The following is a 23,239-nucleotide window of genomic DNA, read 5'->3' as shown; positions in this document are numbered from 1 at the left end:
TTAACTTTTTATAGACAATAATAGAATTATCGTATGTATACACAGAAACAAAAAGAAACCTACGTTTGAGGCAACATAGGTTTTCTATAATCAAGGTGAAACATCGTGGTATAAATATAGCTCCCGATCGAACATATTCGATCGGGAGCTATATTTTCCAAATCTCTTATGAAAATTTAGGTATATATGATTTATGTGCTTCAAGTAAGCGATCTAATACCGCTTTTGCCTTTGCGGCTGATCCAATCAAAGGATGAACACATAATGCTTGTAATGCTACATCATAGCTGCGGTGTACAGCTGCCTCTACTGCTAATTCTTCATAAGCTTTTACTGCTTGTAATAGGCCACGTATTTGCGGGCCTGGCTGACCTGTTAATGCAAGAGGGTGTGCACCATTGGCGTCAATTACAGCATTTACTTCAATGGAAGCATCATCTGGCAGACATGATATAATTCCGTTATTACGCACGTTAACAATCTGAATATTTTTCTTGTTATTATATATAGCAGTCATTAAATTGACGGCAACTTCCGAATAATATGCTCCACCTCTTTGCTCTAATTGTAGTGGTTTAATATCTAGCGCCTCATCTTTATATAATTCAAATAGTTCTGCTTCTAGCTGCATCACGGTTTCTGCTCGAGTATTTCCACTTTTATAATCTTCAATTTGCTTCTCTAGTACCTCATCTCTCATGTAGTAATAGCGATGATACGGACATGGTAAAGCTTTTAACGACTGCAAAAATTGCGAATCCCAATCTAAATCAGGAATATTTTTCATATTAAGACCTGGTCCACTGGCTGATTCTGAGAGAAATTGTTCTGTAATATCTTCCCCACTAACGATAATGCGCGTAGTCCAGTTTAAATGATTTATCCCTACCATTTCAATTTGAACCTCAGCCACATCAACATTGCATAGTTCGGCAATTTGCATTTGTAGACCAATAGGTAGATTACATAAACCTATTGATTTTACACCGCCATATTTAATTACTGCTTCTGTCACTAAACCTGCAGGATTAGTAAAATTCAACATAAAAGCGTCGGGTGCTAGCTCACGAATATCTTTACATATATCTAAAATAACTGGAATTGTGCGTAACGCCTTAGCAAATCCACCGGCACCCGTTGTCTCTTGACCTATTAACCCAAGTTCAACAGGAATACGCTCATCTAGTGCTCTCGCTTCTAATTGACCTACTCTAATCTGTGTAGAAACAAACGTCGCATCTTTAATAGCTTCTCGACGATCTAAAGTGGTCTGAATATTAATATCAATACGAGCCTTTGCAAACATACGTTTAGCCATTGCACCTATTATATTTAATTTATCTATACCCTTTGCTACATCGACAAGATACAATTCTTTAATAGGAAATTCATCATAATGCTTAATAAAGCCTTCTATCAGTTCTGGAGTGTAGGATGAACCACCACCAATAACAGCTACTTTTAATGGTATCTTCTTCATTTACTGTAACCTCCATATTGAATAAATTTTTCAGACAAACTTGGCGCCAAAGGGATTGACAATTGATCCATTGCTAGCATTACCGCTCCATATACCGGAACCATTTCAGGTATGAACAACTGTGCTTCCTTATATTTTTTCTGAATTGTTTTCTTTAAGTACATTAAAAGATAAGGGCTACGTCCTTTTTGCAACACACTTCCAATTAATACAATTGGAATCGCCTCATCTATTGCACTTCTTAATTTATCCAATACCGCTAAAGCGGCTAAACCAAGCTCTTTACCAGTTTGTTCTAACAATACTCTAGACAGCATATCACCTTCGCTTGCTGCTTCGTGTAAGACCACTGTTATCTGCTCAGGAATATATTCAAGCTCAGCATCTAAAATATGGTCCCTTACCTCAAGCATCGTTTGTAATCCGAAAAATTCAGGGATTTTGCTAGTCAAGGAAGTGGCAATTTCTCTACCTTCCCAGGCACGAAACGCTAGTGAAAATGTTGTTGCAGCGAGATATTTCCCCCCTGCTCTATCGCCAAACATCTCCCCTAATCCACCAATCTGAACAATTTCACCTACTTCATTACGTCCTATTGCATTTGTTCCACTTCCACAAATTAAGACCACGCCCGTATAATCCGTACTACCAATACGTAATCCCTCCATTGCGTCGTTAACTAAATCCCATGCGACATAAGAAAATTTAGAAAGTTCGCGGCTGAGCATCACAAAATCTTGTGGACGGTCGGCACCTGCCAGTCCATACTGAACAAAATCTATATTAGCTTCTTTCAAATTTGCTTCCTGTAAAGCTAAGTCCATGGACTCTTTAATATTAACCATAGCTTGAGAAAGACCTACGATTTCATAATTACCACTTTGAGATAAGCCTTCCCCAAGTAGATCTCCCTCTTCATTTACGATGACGGTGTAGGTTTTACTGCCACCGCCATCAACTCCCATCACTATTCTCATCTTCTTCTATCCTCCCTGTTCATTAGATGAATCAACATAGAATCTCATGTTAACAATGTATAATTCGATTTTTTGAACGATATTCACTTGGAGTCAATTGTACAACTTTTCTGAAAATTTGCGTGAAATGTCGAAGATCACTATATCCGACTTGCTCCGCTACTTCTACAACTTTCAATTGAGAGGTAATTAATAATTTTTTGGCTTGATCTAAGCGTAATTGAATAACAAAATCTTTATATCCCTTACCTGTTATTTTCTTGAATAGTTGACTGAAATAGACTGGATGTAGATATACAATTGCTGCTACCTTCTCTAATGAAAGATTATCTTGATAATGATCTTCAATATATCGAATTGCTGTAGTAATGACTTCTTCACTTGATAAATAGCTTTCTTTTGGGTGAGGAATGCTCTTCATATCTAGCATTTGATTGATCCGCTCTGGTAAATAACTAAAGGAATCTACCACATTTGTAATATGAATGTCACACTTTCCAAGTACTTGTATTTGTTGCTCTAACATAAGATACATACTCTCATCAATTAACTTTGTTTGCTTTAAGGAATCAGAAGTAAATAAGGTAATAAAGGTCATCTTCTCCAAATGAACCGTCCATGCTTCACCGTACTTATTCAATTGCTCAGTAATTTGCGATGAAAGCGTTATTACATTGGCTGATGTTAATGGTGGACATAATATATGGACAAGTACTGCAATACAGGGTTCAAACTGTGCTCTAAACGCATCCAAGTTAAAGTATTCATGATGTGGATCCTTACTGGAGATCCATTCCTTGAAAGCCATCTCCTTAGCTTGCAACAGTAAATTGTGAAGTTTCAGATTATATTGTCTAACAAAATTCTCTTCATTAATTTCAATTTCAAGTTTTTGTAAGAGTTCAATTAGCTTGGGCTTGCCTATGGGCTTCAATATATAATCTCTTGCTCCGTACCGAATAGCCTTTTGGGCAAATTGAAAATCAGAATGAGCAGAAATGACGATCCAGCGAATATTTTTGTTGAGAGTAGATCCTTGTTGAAGCAAATCTAAACCGCTCATACCAGGCATCATAATATCCATAATGACTATATGAAAATCTATAATATCCAAATACTGCAAGGCGGCCTCGCCAGATTCAGCTGTATGAATAGTCCAGTTTGGATACACGGTCTGTATAGTCCGCGCCACCCCATCTCGTATTGTATGTTCATCATCAACTACCAGGATATTCATAGCAATTCCCCCTATTCTAACCTCATCATTGTATGTTGTGTACTTTGATACGGTAACGTGAAAATAACAATAGAACCACTGTTTAGACCTGAAGATGTAATAGACAAACCATACTTCATTCCATAGCGGTAAACGATACGTTTATGGACATTTACCAAACCTATTCCTACTTTCAAGGAATTTTCTGATGAATCAATCTTCACTTCAGCTTGAGTAAAAAGAGCATTTAATCTTTCTAGTGTAGCTTGATCCATTCCTTTGCCATGATCTGTAATTGAAATATGTACAACAGAATCTAGCAAATATGCAGCAATTTTAATTTCCCCCCCACCTTCACCAACACCATGAATAACAGCATTTTCAACAATTGGCTGCAGTGACATTTTGGGAATACACACATCAAGCACATCGGGATCAATCTTCCAGTCAAATACTAACTTCTCTCCAAATCTCATTTGAGTAATTAAAGCATAAGCTTTAATTTGTTCCAATTCCTCACGCAAGGTCACATCTGCATGATTTTCCCAATTGCTACTATAGCGAAACATGCTAGACAAAGCTAAAACGATCTCTCCTAATTTTTCATTCTCTCCTTCGTCTAGTGTCCAATAAATCATATCTAATGTATTGTATAAGAAATGAGGATTGATTTGAGATTGCAGGGCATGAATTTGAGCAATTCGTTCACTTTCAGTCATTTCTCGCATTTGAACGAATAATTCATCTAGTTTACGTACCATCTGATTGTAGGCACCTGTTAATGATTCTAATTCTACATACGAATTCATAATTGGTATTTCTTCAAAGTTTCCTAATGTCACTTTACGCATATATATACGTAGCTTCTTAAAAGGAGACGTAACATGTACCGAAATTAAGATTGCGAATATCATAGATAAAATGACTAAAGATAACGTAATAATCATGAAGTATTGTCTGAACTGTACAATTTCTATCTTTATTATCGATGATTCGGTTAAGCTTACTAATTCCCAATCATTAATATTTTGAGGATATCTAACAATAAAATGATCATCTACTCTTTTCATTTTCCCTACACTTGTTGCTGACTCTAATCCTACTGCAACCTGCTGAAATAATTGTGAGTTTCTACCGCCCTTGATAATACCTTGCTCCACTAGATAAGTTTCAGTGTATTCTGTTATATTTGCGTTCTGCAATATATTTTGCAGAATATTTGTCCTCATCTCAATAATTACGACTCCCACAGATTCAGTACGAGTTAAATTATATAGCTTTCTTCCAAATGCAAACACTTCTCCCTTGCGGCTCGTATCAATCAAGGAATCCGTTTCCATTCCAAACCAAACCGTTTCACCTTCAGAGTGTTGCAGCTGCTTATACCAATCTAAAGTCATGTAATTCGGATTTACAACTTGTGTTAACGCCCCATAGCTATAAGCTGCTCCGTCATTACTCAGGACATGTATGCTTATAACATCTTCCCAAGCATAATAGATGGCACCAATTGCATTCGTTATCGTGCGATCATTGATAGCCTTAACTGCCGAATTATTACTATGTTTTCCTACTAGATTTTGAATATCTGTATTCGTAATAATAGATTTACTCAAGCTTTCATATCCCTGCAGCAATAAATCAATATGTTCACTTGCTTGCTTTACATTTTTCATTGCAGCATCACTTATGGTATCTTCTAATTGCTTCGATGTTACCTGATAATAAATAAAAGATAAAATAATAGAAATACCAATGAAACTAAATAAAAATATTATAAATATACGGGAACCGAATGTACGAAACGATATTTTCCTCATCATAGTAGGTACCTTCTATAATTTATTTATACCTAATATAGTTTATTTATACGTAATATACCATGAATTATATTAGCCTTTAATTGCACCAGCAACCATTCCTTCTGTAATTTTTTGCGACAAGAAAAAATATACACACATAACAGGTAGCATACCAAGTATTAAATAAGCTCCTATGATTCCATAGTTGGTCGAATGTTGACTAAAGAAGCTATAAATACCAAAAGGTAATGTTTTCAAATCGATAGACGATATAAAAGTAGAAGCAAGAACATATTCATTCCAAACGTCAATAAAGGTTAAAATAGTAACCGTCGTAAGCGGCGGAATGATGACTGGTAATATTATTCTAAAAAAAGTTAGATAGATAGAAGCACCATCAATAGATGAGGATTCTTCTAATTCTCTTGGTAATGTCTTGAAAAACCCACTTAAAATAAAAATAGCTACAGGTATAGCAAAGGCAACATACGGTAAAATTAAAGATAAATGTGTATCCAAAATATGAATTTTCTTAAACATAATCATTAACGGCAATAGTGTAGATTGCATTGGAATCATAATACCAATCATAAATACTAGCATCACTAGCTTACTAAATTTCCACTTGAACCTAGTTATTACGTAGGCAACCATCGCACTTAATATTAATGTGATGACGATAGTTATTAACGCAATCATTAAGCTATTCATCAAATAACGTACATAATGACCTGCCTCGAGTGCGTTACTATAGTTACTCCACATAAATTTTTTAGGTAGTGACAGAAATTTCCCCGTCAATATTTCATCTTTTGTTTTGAATGAATACAATACTAACCAAATGAGAGGATATACTTGCGTGATGAACAACATGCCAAACACAATTTTCACACCTAAAGCTGAAAATTTACTCCACATATTCTTACTCCTCTCTATTCTAATCGTAATAGACTTTCATCGTAGATTTAGATTTCATTTATTGAATCGCATCCTCCGATTTTTTAAATAGTCCATTTAGTAATAGAGTAGATAATAAGCAAGCTACAATTAAAAATACAGAAATAGTACTACCATAACCATACTCCATAGATAGAAAAGTAATTTTATACATATGACTTGAAATAACTTGGGTAGCATTACCCGGACCGCCTCCGGTCATAACAAGTACCATATCTAAAGTTTTTAATGATCCAATGATCGCTAATACAAGGGAGATTTTGAATACAGGTACAACTAGCGGAAATGTAATATATTTATCAGATTTCCATCCCTCAGCCCCATCAATTCTAGCTGCTTCATAGATTTCTGTCGGGATATTTTGAATACCTGTAAATTGGATCAGCAAATGATATCCTAGATACTGCCATAACGAAACGAAAATCACTGCAAATATCGCAACATCTGGATCGGACAGCCAAGCTTTAGACCATTCCTCAAGTCCAACACTAATCAAAATGTTATTCAATAATCCCCCCATTGAAGCAGGATTGTAGATATTTTTCCATAACTGACCAATTACAACAACTGATAAAATAACCGGTAAGAAGTAGCTAGAGACTAAGAAATTAGGTTTTTTTACATATCGTCGCAACCACACAGCAAGTAACAATGCAACTGGAATTTGAATCATAGAAAACACAGCATACCAAATCGTTCGCATAAAGGAGGGCCAGAATACTTTGTCTTTCGTCAGCATTTCAATATAGTTCGAAATGCCGACGAAATGTGCTTCTCCAATTCCATTCCAATCATAGAAAGAATAATAAATTGAAATCAGAATTGGAACAAATACAATACAAAGATAGAGTATTAAACAAGGTAAGACAAAGATTGCTAGCGCTCTCCAAGATATTTTCATTAAGCTCAATTTGTTTTCCTCCATCTTGAGAGCAGATTACTAGCTCAGCAGTTTAATTATTTTCTTCAAATGCTGCTTGATGTTCTGCAGCTACATCCTCTGAAATAACTTCTGAAACAAATACGTTTTGTATACTATTCAAATGTGTTTGTGTTGTACTTGCATCCAATGTACTGTCAAATGCAATATCACCGCCTGATACACTTTTGAATAAATCTAGAACCTCGATCGAAAGCTGAGAGTATCCTGCCGACGCGAAGTCACCTTCAACATCTTGTGCTAATCCAACTGCATTTTTCATATCGAATGCAACGATTGGATAGTTCTTCATGTAATAATGTAAAAACACTTTAGCTTCTTCTAAGTGAGGAGAATTAGCTGCAAGAGCAAAGGCTGTACCCGGCCCTAACATATACTCATTAATATCCCCCTGCCCATCTACAGTTGGAAAAGCAAATACTCCTACTTCATCTGCAATACCTGCATCCTCAATTTCAGCTGTGGCCCATGTTCCCATAAAGTACATAGCTGCTTGACCTGTCGTAAATAAGCTGCTAGCCATATCGTAGTCATACGATGTCGCTCCTTCTTGAAAGGCACCTATTTGCACTAATTGCTCCATTTTCGAAATTGATTCAACGAATGCTGGATCATTAAAGGTTTTCGTTCCATTCATAACGTCTGCCAAATAACCAGGACCAGCTAGTCTAAGTACAATATTCATAAATAGATACGATCCCGTCCATGTTTCCTTTTCACCAACAGCCATTGGAATAATATTTTGTGATTTAAAGGTTTCAACTGCTGCTATTAATTCATCAAAGGTAGTTGGAATTGATACACCTGCTTGTTCAAACAATGTTTTGTTATAATACACAACTGCAACATTATTTCCATCAGGTAATGCATAAACTTGATCGTCAAAAGTGAAATAATCTAAAATCCCTTGTTGAAAACTGTCACCCAGACCATCGATTTCCAATATGTCATTGAGTGGAGCTAGCTTGTTAGCTGATACGAATGGCTCCATTTGAGCACTTGCATTCACTACTGTAATATCCGGCATGCTGTCGGAAGCTGCTTGTGTTTTTAGTTTGATTTTTTGTTGGTCTGTATTTAATGAATCCAACACAATTGTAATGTTTGGGTTTTCGTCCATGTAATTTTCAACGATTTGCTTCATGACACGATGCTGAATATTAGTCTCATCTGGATAAGCATTTTGGAAAGTTAATTTAATTTTTTCTCCGCTACTATCTTTACTTGTTACTGGTGTGCTTGTTTCTTCCTTATTAGTATTTCCTGCATTAAGGTTGCTATTTCCGTTAGAACAAGCGGCTACCATAATAAGTACAGTTACCAGAAGAATGAACGAAACGATGGACTTAAATGAACTGAATTTCATAATTGAATTTCCTCCCTTTAATGATCAATCTCTATCTCCACAAACCTATTACTTACTACCCTTTTATTATAAAAAAAACAATAATTGCAAGCTATGTTGTAACTTTAGCTATCATGTTTGATTTCTTAAGATCTATTTAATACAAATGGCTGATCATTCACAATGCTTGATATGAATGATCAGCCACCATTAGAGATAACTAGTTTTATTCTTTAATTATTTCAAAATAACGACCTAACCAATATGGAATAGTAAAGGTAAAACCTACTTCCAAACCACCATAACTGTAATTATAGTTGGGATCTACGCTCTCCATTTGTCCATCAGCTTCAAATGGATTAGTGTTATTTTTCATTGCTTTTCTTTCATCTGGAGCTAATACATAGTTAGTTTGAACATAGTCATCGCGATAACCCGGTTCAATGTAGAGTACATCCTGACGATTCCACTCTACAGGGAATGTAATAAGATATTGTGGTAAGCGATATAAATAACGTACAGCTGCTTCAAGCTCTACATCAGTCTTTTCTGGATGTACAATTTGATAAAGGAAAGTGTAGAATGGATTCTCTTCACGAACCTCATTCTCATACCATTGATCAAACGCATCGGCGATCATTGTATGCTTTGCTGGATCTGTTTCTGCAGTTGCTAGAACAAATATTGGGAACCAACCTAATTCCTCATCGGAATAGTTAATATACTGCGTCCAATCATTATGAAGAGTTGCATTAATATTAGAGTCATCTTCCATTTCGCCAGTATAATTATTGATATCCCAAGTATCAGGACTCACAACTTGATTACCATTGATAGAGTAAGCACTCGTTGCTTGACGAATTAAGCGACGCTCAATATATTCCTGAGCAATATTAATATAACCTTTACCATTCACATACGGAGCTTCTGTACTATAACTTCCATTGAACGCAAGCTCATAGGCAACTTTATATTTCTCCGTAGCATCTGAATACAGTGTACTATTTTCAGTGATCACAATTGCCGCTTTGAGGAATGACATAATCTGAAGAACATTCAATGGACCATCCTCATAACCATAGGACAGTGCATCATCGCCATTCTCATCAACACCAACACGATATTTCCATAGTTCATTTTCTTTCATAGAGCCAATACCGTCATTGAAATATTGAGAAATCCATCTAGACCACTGTGTAGCTTTTCCAGTTGCATCTTCTACGTAATAATGATCATTGTTCAGAATTAACTCCGTCAAGTGATGAGTACTCTTCTCAACATAGGACTTCAACTCTAACAATTCAGCATCATCAGTATCACCGATTAGATACTTATATGCTGTGTACAATAATGCATAATGACCATCTACTTCATCTGAAGAAGTATCCGCTTTGTATACGATTTGGTTCATATCAATGTTACCTTCGTTATTAATGACACTACTAGGAAATAAATCATTAAAGTACGTTGGAATTTGCTCATAGACAGGAGCTGTTAATTGGAATAATGGCTTATTGTCTACATTAGTTGTTTTATCTTCTTTAGCTGATGCTTTATTTGTCACCGTAGTAATAACTGGAAGCACCTGATGAACTTCTTCTCCATCTACGGTTTCAACAATTGTATAAATATCGGTACCTAGTTTCTCTCCCTCAGAACGTGTTTCATTTAATGCATCAATTGCCTCATTGCTAAGCGCAATACCGTTATAGTTCATTACATCTGTCCCACCAGAAGGAAACAGACGTGATCCCTTTTTAGTCATTGTATCTTTGGTTACACGAGCTATAGAGTAACCAATTGGTGTTTCACCTTCAATATCCATACTTGGAATAATACCATTTGGATTAACCGCATCTTCACCAACTACATGTTGGAACCAGAAGCCATTTTGACGCGATTGCAGGCCATAATACGTACCGTCAGTGGTTTCAGCAGAAAGTTCACTTGTTAGCATGAAAGAACGTGCTGGAAATCCGTTGCCACGGCCAGAAACATAACTCAGTAGCAAAACAGCTTTAGTTGCGCGAATGGCTGCTACCTTCGCCTCGTCGATTTCAGCTTGCTGTGCAATAGTAGGACTAGCTCCATATTGCTCAGTTAGTGCAGCATAACGGAAAATCTCACCTATTCCATACATCGCTGTCCATAAGCCATCATTATCTGAAGTACTTGGAGTAGAATCTAATATTCCAGTATCTGAACTATAATTGATTCCATCAAAATCACCATCAGTTTCTGTAAAATTAAAGTTTGCATATGAAGTTAAGCCATAACGATCATGAACATCTTGGACAACTCGCTCATATGCCTCATTTTTCTCAGCCATAGTTTTTTTTGGCATTGCAATATGTGTTACCCCGCTAGCGTTTCTTACCCAAATACCGCCCTCATTATCACTAGCTAAACCTGTAACCAAACCATCTCCACCATATAAATAGCGGGGACCTGCAAAATATTGCACGATATCACTTGCGTTGCTTTCACTAAAATTGACACGCTGCAATCCATTTTCAGTACCAATCCAATAGACGCCATTATCTAGAACGACGCTCGTAACATCACCTATTACATTTAGCGGAAGAAACTTCAATGCGCTAGAATCTGTTATCCATTTCAAATCTGTAGGAATAGATGTGGAACCGTCCTTATAATAAGTCATTTCCTTTGTTGGCACAGCTTCTAACTGCACCGTTGAATATTTTGCACCTGGAAGCTTTGCTGCAAATGTTGGCATTGCAAATGCACTCATAAGTAGAGACGTTGACATTACACCGATCATTATTTTTTTGAAATTCATGTATTGATATCCCCTTCCTTATTGATAGATATGTGAAACCCCAGTTTCGGTAATGGCAAATATCCCTTTACTTCCATCTGCAATAATTAATAAAACGCGATTATCAGATAATTGCTTATTCTCTAAGTTGTAGGTTTTCATGGAATTATCAGATAATTTAATTTGTGTTACTCCTGCATCTGTACCAATCCACAATATTGTGCGTTTCTCATTTAGTATTGAAGTGTTGATACCACGTAATGAGGCGAAGATTGAGGGCTTAACATCAAAATCAGCGTTCACAAATGTAAGCGCATTCGTAAAGTCTGGTACTTCACTAGCAGAACTCGCTATAGAAGGGGTATAGGTTGGATCTTGCAGGAAACTAATATATTGTTGCACTAATGCTTCTGATTCAGTTGGCTTAGCGATACTTAATAATTGTTCATAAGTGTAAAGCTTCGTTACTTTAGGTGATGGAGTAGATGTGTCTGTTCCTGGGGAAGTATTATTATCTGTTTGCTCATTCTCTAGCTCTTCCTTAGTTACAACTTTTCCAGCAATGATGACTTCTTTCACATTTAAAGTTAACACTTTAGGAGTCTGACTTAGACTAACATTTGCTGCATTAATAACTGCTTTGCCGATAACTCCAGTTCCTGTTACAACCGAGGCTGCATTAACTGTTAACGTATCTATGGATGATTGTGGACCTACAACTAGCTGACTAACTGTTTGTAAAGTAATAGTAGTAACCGTTGTGCTACCATCTAGCTCAACCGTAGTAGAAACATCCGCATGATTTACAATAAGCTGTTCGACATGACTATTACGTATAACTACCTTTGCACTACCATTGATGTAAATAGTACCGGCTACATTGACGTTTTCTAATACAATTGTGCCTTCTCCGGCACCAACTGTAATGTATAAATTACCAGTTAAATTAACATTGGATAGTGTACTACCAGAGGTATTAATTACTAGATTAGTACCAGTTATATCACTATGTACTTTATCATCAGCAATTAATTGACCCATCACATTATTTATCATTTTGATTGCTTCTGCTCTAGTAATTGATTTTTTAGGTTCAAAATTACCAGTAGAATTACCTATTACAAAACCTGCATGTTTCAGCGTATATACTGCATCCTTAGCCCATGCTGAAATGTAGTCATGATCTTGGAAGGTTTGAGTCTCAACCTTAGAGCTGCTCAATTGGAATATACGAGTAAGAATTAAGGCTGCTTCTTCTCTAGTTAATGGTTGAGTAGGATTCATATTTCCTTTCTCATCGCCTTGTATAATACCTGCGGCTATTGCCTTTTTCATTTCGGAGGCATACCAAGCATCGTCAGGTACATCATTAATCAATTTATTACTTTCAACCTGATGATTCATGATTCGATTAATAAATGTGATGAACTCCACTCGACTAACTTCATTTTTAAGTAATAGATTACCTTGTGAGTCACCCCGCAATAAATCAAGTTCTTTCCATGTTTGAACCTCATTTGAGACCCACGCTGGAGTAGCTTCCGTTGATTTCTCTGCACTTGCAATTAACCCCATAGACATGCTTAACATACACACTAATAAATAACTAACTAACCGTTTCTTTCGCTTCATTCCCACTTCATTTCCTCCTCAATTGACGAAAATTTAACGCGTAAATCTAATGCTTGAAGAAAACAATGAAAACTATAAAGCAATTTCTTATCTTGTTACGAATAAATAAAAATGAATAGTAACAATTAATTCAATTCTATTTTCTATTGCTACATATGATAAGGGGGGGAATTTAGGATATATGTTATGTTTCTTAAGATTGTGTAAATATTAAATTTGAAAATGGAGTAGATTCATCATTTACATTTGTTCAATTTGAAATATCATCGTATTATGTTTTTAAGAATGATAAATACCCCTATCTTTACATAGAGGGTGGTATTTTTACATCAATGTTATAAAAGATAACATTATTATATGACATTGAGTTACTCACATTATTTTTCGTATATACTGTAGTAGAATCATCGTATGTACATGATCGTTGCTCTTTACAACAAGATATTGAAGGGAGAAATGATAATATGTTCAAACTCATGCTAGTTGAAGATGAACCGATTATTCGAGAAGGTCTTAAATATTATTTTGATTGGGAAAACCTACACTTTACGAAAATTATTGAAGCTGAGAATGGTCAGGAAGGGATAGAATTAGCATTAAAGGAACGTCCTGATCTTATCATTACCGATATTAGAATGCCTGTCATGAATGGACTTGATATGATCGAACAGCTTAGATCGCAGCTACCACATAGTTTGTTTGTCATTCTAACAGGATATAGTGATTTCGAATATGCAAAACGAGCAATAAAACTTGGTGGAATTACAGAATATTTATTGAAGCCGTTACAATATGACATTAGTTTAGCATCGATCGAAAAATGTTCATCTCTATTGCTAGAACAATAACAACTTCACTTACATAAATTAACGATCGAGAAAGATCTCATACTTCATGAACAATTTAAGGCTAGTGATTTTATCCGCTCGATACTGACGGATGAATTAGATTGGACAACATCCCAATATATCGAATCTTTGAACATTGAAGATTATTGTTTTTCACCTTTCATCGTTTCTTATATTCCATCTACCAATGGGCATCGTGTTACTAATAAATATTGGCACGCTATGATTGAACAATTAATTCATGAATCTACCTACCATTTCGTTGAACATACTAACGAGTTAAAAATTGTTACTTACTATTGGAAAAATAAAATGTATGGTCTTATCCTCTGTCCTACTAACATTGAAATAAATATAGACTCTCAAAGAAACTTTATTAATGATAAGTTGCAAGATATATATAAAGATACTGGCATGTTTCTCTTCTTATCACAGAGCGAAATAACGCCTCATTTATTCGAATTACAAGAATTATACAAACTATTAGAGATTAACCTCTATCAACGCTATTTTAGTGTAGGACATTATTATGCATTGATAACAACACCTTCCACATCTAAGAAAAAACCTATTCAACTAGAGGAAAATGAAAAGCAACTCATCCTTCAATGTCTACAACAAGATGCTAACAAATCTATAGCAATGCTAAAATCACAATTTACAAAACAATTATCACTGGCGGCACCTGAATCATTACTTGCTTATATGCAGGAGTTAATGAGTATAACCGTTCGTTTTGCACATAAAAACAATATACAAATCGAAGGTATTTATAATGAGCGCCTCTTCAATTTATCTTTTCTTGACGATTTTATATCACTAGAACATCTTATCAATCGAATAGGAGATTGGATTGTACAGCTCAATCGAGATTACATAACCTCTCATCATGAATCAAATTTGGAACATGAAGATCAACTTTTCCCGAAAATCGCACAATTTATAGTTGATCACATTGATCAAGATATTACACTACAAATGGTTGCTGTTCGATTTTTTTACAATCCATCTTATTTGAGCCGATTGTTCAAACAAAAATTAAACAAAAACTACTCACTTTTCCAAGCAGAAATACGAATAAAATATGCACAAAAATGTCTTGCTGATCCTCAACATTCCGTAGCTGATATATGTATGATGTGCGGTTATCGCAGCTACAAACATTTTGTAAAGACATTTAAGTTAGTTACGAATATGACACCTACCGTATATCGCAAACAATTGGGGCTAATATAATATGTTCAAAAAATGGAAGTACTTTCAGCTATCAAAAGTAGGACGTATCAATCAGCAAATATTTTTCATAATTATCGGGACGATAACGATACCTTTACTTATTATTTCTGTCGTTTTATTTATTACTGCTGCTAAAGTTGTCAAAACGGAGCATGAGAGTAGTTCACATCTCATCCTTACTAATTTGTCATCAAATATTGATCAATACTTGCAGAGTATCGAAAAAGGAACGATTACATCGTTAATGGATATTAATCTACAACTTGCACTAGAGCAATGGCCAAACACACAGTTTGATAATGCAGAAGATTTGCAACTAAAATATGAAAACGTAATAGAAAACTTTGTTGGTTCAATCGAAATGTCTATTAAAAATGTAGATAGTGTACAAATTTATACGGGAAACCGAGTATTCTATTCAGCAAATTTCAATCGTGCTGATTATAATATTGGCCACTTTACGGACGAAGAGTGGTATAAGCGAACGCTCGAAGCGAAGGGACAAATTGTATTATTTGGAACTCACAAACCTTTTCATCGTGTCGATGCTTTAGACTCAGTCATTTCTATTGCGCGAGTCATTAACAAAAGTGGTACTAAAAAAGCATTAAGTGTCATTCTAGTAGATATTCGCTTAGATTCTTTGCGTGAAATATTAAGTAAATCAGAAATAACAAATCGAAAATTTTTAATTCTCGATGAAGATAATCAATTAATCTATGCTTCAGACCCGACAATGGTAGATGAAAATTTACTAGCCATTACAGAAAAGTTAGAGCAGGTAGACTATACAAATTTAGATGCTGGTCATTTCTATGCAAGTATTCAAAATGTAAAGTCCTATGTCAATTATGTAGACTCATCTTATTCAGGATGGAAGGTCGTACAATATATCTCTGAATATGAAATGATTAAGTATGCAAAAAACATTCAAAATATTATATTTGCATTAGCATTATTATCATTAGCTACTGCATTACTTTTCTTATTCATACTGTACAAACGTGTCACGCAACCTATTATTCGATTAAGTAGACAAGTCAAACTAGTTGGTTCTGGTAATTTCAATCTCAAACTTGATAGCAAACGAAACGATGAATTCGGTGTACTTTACAACGGTATTAGTAAGATGGTAGCTGACTTAAACTTATATATTGAACGTCTGTCGGATGCAAAAGTTCAGCAAAAAATGACACAATACGGCGCATTAAAAAGTCAAATTAATCCTCATTTCCTGGCTAATACATTAGAAACGATACAGATGAAAGTCATTATTAATGGAGATCGAGAAACGGCAGAAATGATCGGAATCGTGGGGCATTTATTTAGAAGTTTTATTCCTACAGGTAAAGAAACGTTAACCTTACAAGAAGAACTACAACAAATAAGATTGTACATTAAAGTACAACAATTACGATTTGGAGATAAAATTGAATACGAAGAAAATTTAGTAACCGGCAGTGATCAAGCAATCATTCTGCATTTCATCTTACAACCACTTGTTGAAAATGCTATTGTTCATGGTCTAGAAAGAAAAGTCGGAAAAGGAAAAGTAGAAGTAAGTACGGCTATTACATCCAAACAGCTTCTTATTCTCATTAAAGATAACGGGGTTGGCATGACTGCAAAGCAAATAGCACAGCTTCAATCCAAACTTGATACCCCTGTCGATATGGTAGCTGAAGAACATATTGGAGTAAAAAATGTTCATGACCGTATTCGTTATTATTATGGTGATCCTTATGGTATTACGATCGAAAGTCAAGAAAATGAAGGAACTACGATTACCTTATATTTCCCTATGAAAAATGAATAAGTCTAAGATAATTGATAACAATAAAAATGTGGCGAAAGTAGTCTTCTACTACCTTCGCCACATTTTTATTTATAATGATAGTTTCGCTTTGATCTTGTACTAGCTTAGATGACAACGATATGTTGCTATCAATGGTTAATGTAGTTATGTCCATGTTGATGCCTTCGTACGTCAGAAGGTGTGATCCCCTTGTATTGTTTATATAGTTTTGTAAAATAGTTTGCGTTCTCACAGCCAACATGAGTAGCAATTTCACCTATAGTTGCTTGACTACTTATTAATAAACGTTCCGCTTCACTTACTCTGCAAACATTTACATATTCAATAAACGTTCTTCCTGTTAGTTTTTTGAATTGTTTGCAGAAATAATATTGATCAAGACCAACCATCATTGCTGCCTGCTTAACGGATAACTTCTCTGTATAATGCTCTTTTACCCAGTCAATTAATTGTTTGAAATGATCTCGATTCGCGAAATAGGGCTCTCTCTCTATAACAATGGGTTGAAGCTTACTATAATATCGAGCGAGCTTAACAAACCAAGCATAAAGCTTCGCTTTTACAATGAGCTGATAGCCGATTTCTTTATTAAGAAACTCAGTCGTTATTTCATCCAACTCCATCTTATACTGGCTTTCCCAGTCTTCAAAGCTTGAGACTAGCAGCGGAAAATTTGCTTTTCCCTCCAAATATATCGATACAACCTGAACATGTACAGGGTCATTCATCCATTCGTTGAATAATGCTGGGTTGAATACAATACAATCCATTTCAAAATCTTCATCCGATTGTGAATAGCCTACATGCAAGCTTCCCCCTGGTACAAGCAATACATCTCCTGCTTTAACTTCAATGGGTCGACTATCAATATGAAAAACTGCCATTCCTTTACGCACAATAATTAATTCCAGATGTACATGCCAGTGCAAATAAAGGATACAATCTCCTTTTTTAATATGACTAGCACGATTCGGAAATATTTGAATGGGATATGCTTTTTGTGTAAGTCGTGTATCTTCCCACAGTTCCTTCGGGTAACTCATCTGTGCTCGTACACCTCCACAATATAAGACTAATTTCCGCCAATATCGGATAACGCAACCTAGTAAAAACTGATCTATAATAGGGTTGCTATCAATAATATATGACAATATTGGAGTGATAACAAGTATGGAACAGTCAATTCGTATTGGAACGCTAGTTAATGGTGGTAACGCAGATCTTGTCATTCCTCAAATTGTAGGCCATGGCTTTGAATCTTTTAATCTTACATTTTGGCAAACGACAGGCGAAACAGATCTTAAGGAACTTGCTAAGCGCATTCGTGAACTTTCAGACAAGCATGAATTTGCCGTGTCAGCAGTAAGTGTATTTGGTAATCCCCTTACTGGAGAAGGTGACAACTCTGATACTTTAGCAAGTTGGGAGAGATTGATTGATCATGCTCACTTATTCGGAGCAAATATTGTATCTGGCTTTACAGGTCGTATTACAGATCGTCCGATAGATGAATCTATTGTTAGATTCAAAGAAGTATTTGGTGAACTTACTAAGCGTGCAGCCGATAAAGGCGTACGTATCGCATTTGAAAATTGTGATATGGGTGGAACTTGGGAGCGCGGCGATTGGAATATTGCTCATAATCCCACAGCTTGGGAGCTAATGTTCAATGCTGTACCAGAAGACAATATCGGACTAGAGTGGGAACCATGTCATCAGATGGTAAGCCTAATTGATCCAATTCCTCAATTAAGAAAATGGGTTAATAAAGTATTCCATGTACACGGAAAAGACGCTAGCATTGCTTGGGATATTGTAAAAGAGCATGGGGTTCACGGTCCAAAACCTTTTGTATGGCACCGCACTCCTGGCTTTGGTGATAGCAACTGGTCAGATATTATTACGATTTTACGTCAACATGGCTATAAAGGTTCAATTGATATCGAAGGCTGGCATGATCCTGTATATAAAGATGAACTAGAAATGACAGGGCAAGTTCATGCGCTTAATTATTTAAAATCTTGTCGTGGCGGGCAATATGTACCTAATCCAATCTAGAAGAGGAGGAATCAACTTGTCAAACTATAAAGTTATTATTGCAGGTTGTGGCAATATGGCTAACGTATGGGCTGATTATGCTCTAACTCGTGGAGATACAACGATTGTCGGTCTTGTAGACATCTTTCCTGAAGCAGCGAAAAACTTTGCTGAGCGTAAAGAGCTTCAATGTCCAATATTTACAGATATTAGCGAAGCGATTCAAGCTACTGGAGCTAATCTTGTTCTAGATATTACGATACCAGCTAGTCATTATTCCATCGCTTCGACCGCTATGAAGCTCGGCTGCAATGTACTCGCTGAGAAACCTCTTGCTGAGACAATTGACCAATGTACTGAGCTAGTATCAATGGCAAATGAATTTGGAAAAACGCATGCGATTATGCAAAATAGACGATTCGATCCGAGAATTCGTGCTCTTCGTAACTTAATTACTGATAATACGATTGGTACCGTTGGATTTGCAAGCGCTGACTTTTTCATAGGTGCACATTTCGGAGGATTCCGCGATGCTATGGAAAGCCCGCTTCTACTTGATATGGCGATTCATACATTCGACCAGGCACGTATGATTTTAGGAGCAGATCCGGTATCTGTGTACTGTCATGAATTCAATCCGCATGGATCTTGGTATACAGGCAATGCAATGGCACTTTGCATATTTGAAATGTCTGATGGTTCTGTGTTCGATTATCGTGGTTCATGGTGTTCAGAAGGCGCCCCTACATCATGGGAAGCATCATGGAGAATTATCGGTGACAAAGGAACAGCAATCTGGGATGGCCTTGGAGCTCCCTATGCTGACGTCATTAAGTCAGAGGGTCAAGAAGGTAAGTTTATGCAGGAGTATAATCGCGTAATTTGTGAAGAAATAGAGCTACCTCTAACTTTCCATCAGGGCTGCCTTGAGGACATGTTCTCTGCTTTATCTGAGGGACGTAAACCTGAAACCGATAGCAGTGATAATATTTATAGTATGGCAATGGTTATGGCAGCTGTTGAAAGTGCACGTCTTGGGCAAAAAGTTGATATAAACAGCTTTTTGAATAAAGGGTAGAATCATTTAATCTTTTCGCTATTTAAAACAACTTAGGTCCTGTAACCATACAGGACCTAAGTCGATCAACTAAACTAGTATTGAATGTATTGTTATTACTTGTTATTTTTTCAGCTTAAAATAAATATAACTTTCATCATATTCAAGATTAGTGTCATCTCGTCTTACCATTAAATAATTTTCTTTATTCGTAAAAATTGGCACAATGATAGAACCCGCTGCTGAATATGATTTGGAATCCTTAGGACCTACTTTAGGAAAATCAGGTAATACTTTATCAATATTACGAGATAAAGAGCCATCAAATCCATAATCAGTTACACCAATAATACTGTCATTTGACGCTGTACGAACACCCGTAAAATTAGGCACATACGAGGAAAGATAATTGTAATCATAATCACTGCTAGATCCTTTTGTGAACTTAGCATTTTTAACGGACAAATTTACATCCACTAACATATATGATATACCTTCCTGAGGTTCTGGTTTAAATCCAAGCTTCTCAATTTCACTGGAACTAATAGGTACAGCTTTTGTAATTGACAACGTATATGTTGCAGAGTCATTATCATATTCACCTGGCTTGTAATTGTATGTATCATTATAGGTAAATGCTGTACCAAATTTAATTGGATCTGATAATGTTCCTTTATTCGTAGAAGCTGTGCCTGTAGTCGAAGACGAATTATTAGAAGATGAATTGTTCTCGGATGTTGATCCACTATTTGTTGATCCTGTACTTGTTGTGCCCTTACCTGAACTTACGATAACCTTATTATTTGCTCCATCCCACTTTACGGATGCACCAAGAGCTTCTGCAAGTGGCTTAGCTGGTACATAGGTTCTACCTTCGAATGTGATTGGGTATAGCTCGACACCATCACTTTTCATACTTACAGTCTTATTATCTACCGCAATTTGAATTCCAAGATTTTGATATGCTGTGATCTTTCGTAAAAGTCCCGATGCATAGGTTATAGAGCTAATACTAAGTAGCAAAGAAAAAACAGTAATAAAGATTAATATCTTACGTGATACTTTCATAATAATCTCTCCTCATATCATTAATTTACACAAAACGAACTTACATATTATAGCACTTTATGTATAGCATCTCAATAATTCATATTTTTATATTTTTATATATTTATAGAGTTCTAATTCAAATATTAGCTCATATTTGAATTAGTTGTTAATAATACTGAAGACAGAAAACCCGAAAGAGTGACACCAGATGTAAAGTGTCTCTCTTTCGGGTTTTCCTATCATGAAAAATTAAATCTTCATATCAACCTTTTACCGCACCAGCCGTCATGCCATCAATAAAGTATTTTTGGAAGGCTAGGAAAAGAATCAATATCGGAATAATTGAGAAGAATGAACCCACAATTAATAAATCATAGTTATTTCCATATGGCGTCAGCAAAGTTTTCAGACCAATTGGTAGTGTATATTTTTGGGTTTCGCTAAGAACCATAAACGGCCATATGAAGTTATTCCAACTATTCATCCCATTCAAAATCGCCATTGCAGCAAAAGATGGCTTCATAATTGGCAAGATTAATCGTACATAAATACCATATTCAGAAGCACCGTCTACTCTACCGGCACTAATAATCTCACGTGGAATACCGCTAATATATTGTCTAAAGAAAAAAATCGTCGCTGCACTTGCGATACCTGGTAATATAATCGCAGAATAGGTATTCATTAATCCCAATTGATTCGTTAATGTGTACAGTGGAAGCAATAAAATTTCGAATGGAACCATCATAATCATAAGCACACATATAAATAAGAAGTTTTTCCCAACAAACTGATATGCCGCAAAACCATACGCAACCGTGGCGCTAATAATTAAAGTTAATGCCACTTGTACAATGGTCAATACGACTGAATTGAAGAACCAATCAAAATATGCATGCTTACCCGAAAACAAGTATTCAAAATTGTTCAAGCTCATAATCGATAAATCAAAATTCAGATTAAGTCCATAACGGACTAAATCACCACCGGGTTTAAAGGATGCTAACATGATTGCATAGAAAGGAATAAGTATGAGAATGCATACTAGGGTGAAAAAGAAAAAAAGAACAATCTTCATCATTTTAGCCTTATTCATGATTGTTCCTCCTTCTTAAACATTCCTGATATTGTTAGTTGAGTAATATTAATAATCATTGTGATTGCTAGAAGAACGATACCAACAGCAGCTGCATAGCCTAGATTATTCTTTTCTATCCCTTGTCGATATAAATAACCAACTATCGTCAAGCCAATATTTTTGGGAGAGTTATTACCATTCCATAACATCATACTTTCTGTAAACATCGCTAAACCTGCATAAATACTAATCGTAAGTACATAGATAGATGTTGGCTTTAATAACGGTATTGTAATTTTGAAAAATTGCTGTGATTTTGAAGCACCGTCAATTGCAGCAGCTTCATAATAATCATCCGGAATATTTTTTAAGCCTGATAGAAAGTAGAGCATGTTTACGCCCATCCATCTCCAGGTTGCTAAAGCTACTAGTGCGATAAAGCCTGTCACTTGACCCTTTAAAAACTTTACAGGCTCAATATTAAATGAGCCTAAAATATTATTTATCATTGATCCTTCCATTTCACCAAACATTAATCTGAAGATCGTACCTGCTACAACGACAGATGTTAGTGCAGGAAAGAAAAATGAAGCTTTGAAAAACTCTCTTCCCCACATGAATTTGCTATTTAATAGAACAGCAAATAGCATCGGTAGAGGAATTAATATAACTAGCGTAATGACCATATAGATGAAGCTATTACCAACAGCCTTCAAAAATACGGTGTCTCCCATCAGCTTCGTATAATTATTAATTCCCGCCCAGCTAGATTCCTGACCCAAAGAAACCTTTTGAAAGCTCATCTCAAATGAATTCAATAAAGGATATGCCCAAAAGATTGCAAATACTAATACAAATGGAAGAATGAATACATACGGTGCTATCTTTTGTGAGTAAATAAATCTTTTTATCAAGGTCATTTCCTCCCTTTAAGAAAAGAACCGCTATAAATTAAACGTGCTAATTCTACGTCATTTATAGCGGTTCTA

At 35.7% G+C, this 23,239-nt stretch carries 18 protein-coding genes; 5 read left to right on the top strand and 13 right to left on the bottom strand.

Features of this window, described 5'->3' with window-relative positions; translation table 11 throughout:
- Positions 1-166 precede the first annotated feature (166 nt).
- The 9 genes from NV377_RS23030 to NV377_RS22990 form a co-directional block, all read right to left on the bottom strand.
- Positions 167-1,480, bottom strand: coding sequence for a 6-phospho-beta-glucosidase (locus NV377_RS23030; protein WP_258203162.1), 1,314 nt, complete (start codon positions 1,478-1,480; stop codon positions 167-169).
- Positions 1,477-2,457 carry an N-acetylglucosamine kinase gene (locus NV377_RS23025; protein ID WP_258203161.1) on the bottom strand — a complete coding sequence of 327 codons (981 nt, stop codon included), beginning with the start codon at positions 2,455-2,457 and terminating at the stop codon, positions 1,477-1,479. Before NV377_RS23025 ends, NV377_RS23030 begins: the two co-directional genes overlap by 4 nt.
- 49 nt (positions 2,458-2,506) lie before the next feature.
- Positions 2,507-3,694 (bottom strand): response regulator transcription factor, encoded by a 1,188-nt coding sequence (locus tag NV377_RS23020; protein ID WP_258203160.1) that lies wholly within the window; start codon positions 3,692-3,694, stop codon positions 2,507-2,509.
- Positions 3,695-3,705: 11 nt separating this feature from the next.
- Positions 3,706-5,496: a cache domain-containing sensor histidine kinase gene (locus NV377_RS23015; RefSeq protein WP_258203159.1), complete on the bottom strand. Its 1,791-nt coding sequence runs from the start codon at positions 5,494-5,496 to the stop codon at positions 3,706-3,708.
- 69 nt (positions 5,497-5,565) lie between these two features.
- The gene (locus NV377_RS23010; protein WP_258203158.1) at positions 5,566-6,393 is read right to left on the bottom strand and encodes a carbohydrate ABC transporter permease; all 828 of its coding nucleotides are present in this window, start codon (positions 6,391-6,393) and stop codon (positions 5,566-5,568) included.
- A gap of 58 nt (positions 6,394-6,451) precedes the next feature.
- Complete coding sequence (locus tag NV377_RS23005; RefSeq protein ID WP_258203157.1) at positions 6,452-7,342, bottom strand: carbohydrate ABC transporter permease; 891 nt, start codon at positions 7,340-7,342, stop codon at positions 6,452-6,454.
- 43 nt (positions 7,343-7,385) lie between these two features.
- Entirely contained in the window at positions 7,386-8,738 is a 1,353-nt protein-coding gene (locus NV377_RS23000) for an extracellular solute-binding protein (protein WP_258203156.1), read from the bottom strand.
- A gap of 205 nt (positions 8,739-8,943) precedes the next feature.
- Entirely contained in the window at positions 8,944-11,517 is a 2,574-nt protein-coding gene (locus tag NV377_RS22995) for a hypothetical protein (protein ID WP_258203155.1), read from the bottom strand.
- Positions 11,518-11,535: 18 nt separating this feature from the next.
- Entirely contained in the window at positions 11,536-13,128 is a 1,593-nt protein-coding gene (locus NV377_RS22990; RefSeq protein WP_258203192.1) for an S-layer homology domain-containing protein, read from the bottom strand.
- Positions 13,129-13,592: 464 nt separating this feature from the next.
- Here NV377_RS22990 and NV377_RS22985 point away from each other — a divergent pair, with 464 nt between their 5' ends.
- From NV377_RS22985 to NV377_RS22975, 3 genes are all read left to right on the top strand, one after another.
- Positions 13,593-13,976, top strand: a complete 384-nt coding sequence (locus tag NV377_RS22985; RefSeq protein ID WP_258203154.1) for a response regulator — start codon at positions 13,593-13,595, stop codon at positions 13,974-13,976.
- A gap of 222 nt (positions 13,977-14,198) precedes the next feature.
- Positions 14,199-15,212, top strand: a complete 1,014-nt coding sequence (locus NV377_RS22980; RefSeq protein ID WP_258203153.1) for a helix-turn-helix transcriptional regulator — start codon at positions 14,199-14,201, stop codon at positions 15,210-15,212.
- A gap of 1 nt (position 15,213) precedes the next feature.
- The gene (locus NV377_RS22975; RefSeq protein ID WP_258203152.1) at positions 15,214-17,028 is read left to right on the top strand and encodes a sensor histidine kinase; all 1,815 of its coding nucleotides are present in this window, start codon (positions 15,214-15,216) and stop codon (positions 17,026-17,028) included.
- Positions 17,029-17,156: 128 nt separating this feature from the next.
- On the opposite strand, the gene NV377_RS22970 is transcribed toward NV377_RS22975, so the two are convergent.
- A complete protein-coding gene (locus NV377_RS22970) occupies positions 17,157-18,071 on the bottom strand; it encodes an AraC family transcriptional regulator (protein ID WP_258203151.1) in 915 nt (304 codons plus the stop codon).
- 127 nt (positions 18,072-18,198) lie between these two features.
- Here NV377_RS22970 and NV377_RS22965 point away from each other — a divergent pair, with 127 nt between their 5' ends.
- Complete coding sequence (locus NV377_RS22965) at positions 18,199-19,086, top strand: sugar phosphate isomerase/epimerase family protein (protein WP_258203150.1); 888 nt, start codon at positions 18,199-18,201, stop codon at positions 19,084-19,086.
- Between the two features lie 16 nt (positions 19,087-19,102).
- A complete protein-coding gene (locus tag NV377_RS22960) occupies positions 19,103-20,143 on the top strand; it encodes a Gfo/Idh/MocA family protein (protein ID WP_258203149.1) in 1,041 nt (346 codons plus the stop codon).
- A gap of 102 nt (positions 20,144-20,245) precedes the next feature.
- Here NV377_RS22960 and NV377_RS22955 read toward each other — a convergent pair whose 3' ends face one another.
- From NV377_RS22955 to NV377_RS22945, 3 genes are all read right to left on the bottom strand, one after another.
- On the bottom strand, positions 20,246-21,190 hold the full coding sequence (locus tag NV377_RS22955; protein ID WP_258203148.1) for a stalk domain-containing protein: 945 nt from the start codon (positions 21,188-21,190) through the stop codon (positions 20,246-20,248).
- Between the two features lie 244 nt (positions 21,191-21,434).
- Entirely contained in the window at positions 21,435-22,268 is an 834-nt protein-coding gene (locus tag NV377_RS22950) for a carbohydrate ABC transporter permease (RefSeq protein ID WP_258203147.1), read from the bottom strand.
- On the bottom strand, positions 22,265-23,164 hold the full coding sequence (locus NV377_RS22945; RefSeq protein WP_258203146.1) for a carbohydrate ABC transporter permease: 900 nt from the start codon (positions 23,162-23,164) through the stop codon (positions 22,265-22,267). The genes NV377_RS22950 and NV377_RS22945 overlap by 4 nt, the downstream gene beginning before the upstream one ends.
- Positions 23,165-23,239: the final 75 nt, after the last annotated feature.

The organism is Paenibacillus endoradicis, from assembly GCF_024721975.1.
This window is presented reverse-complemented; position numbering and strand designations above follow the sequence as displayed.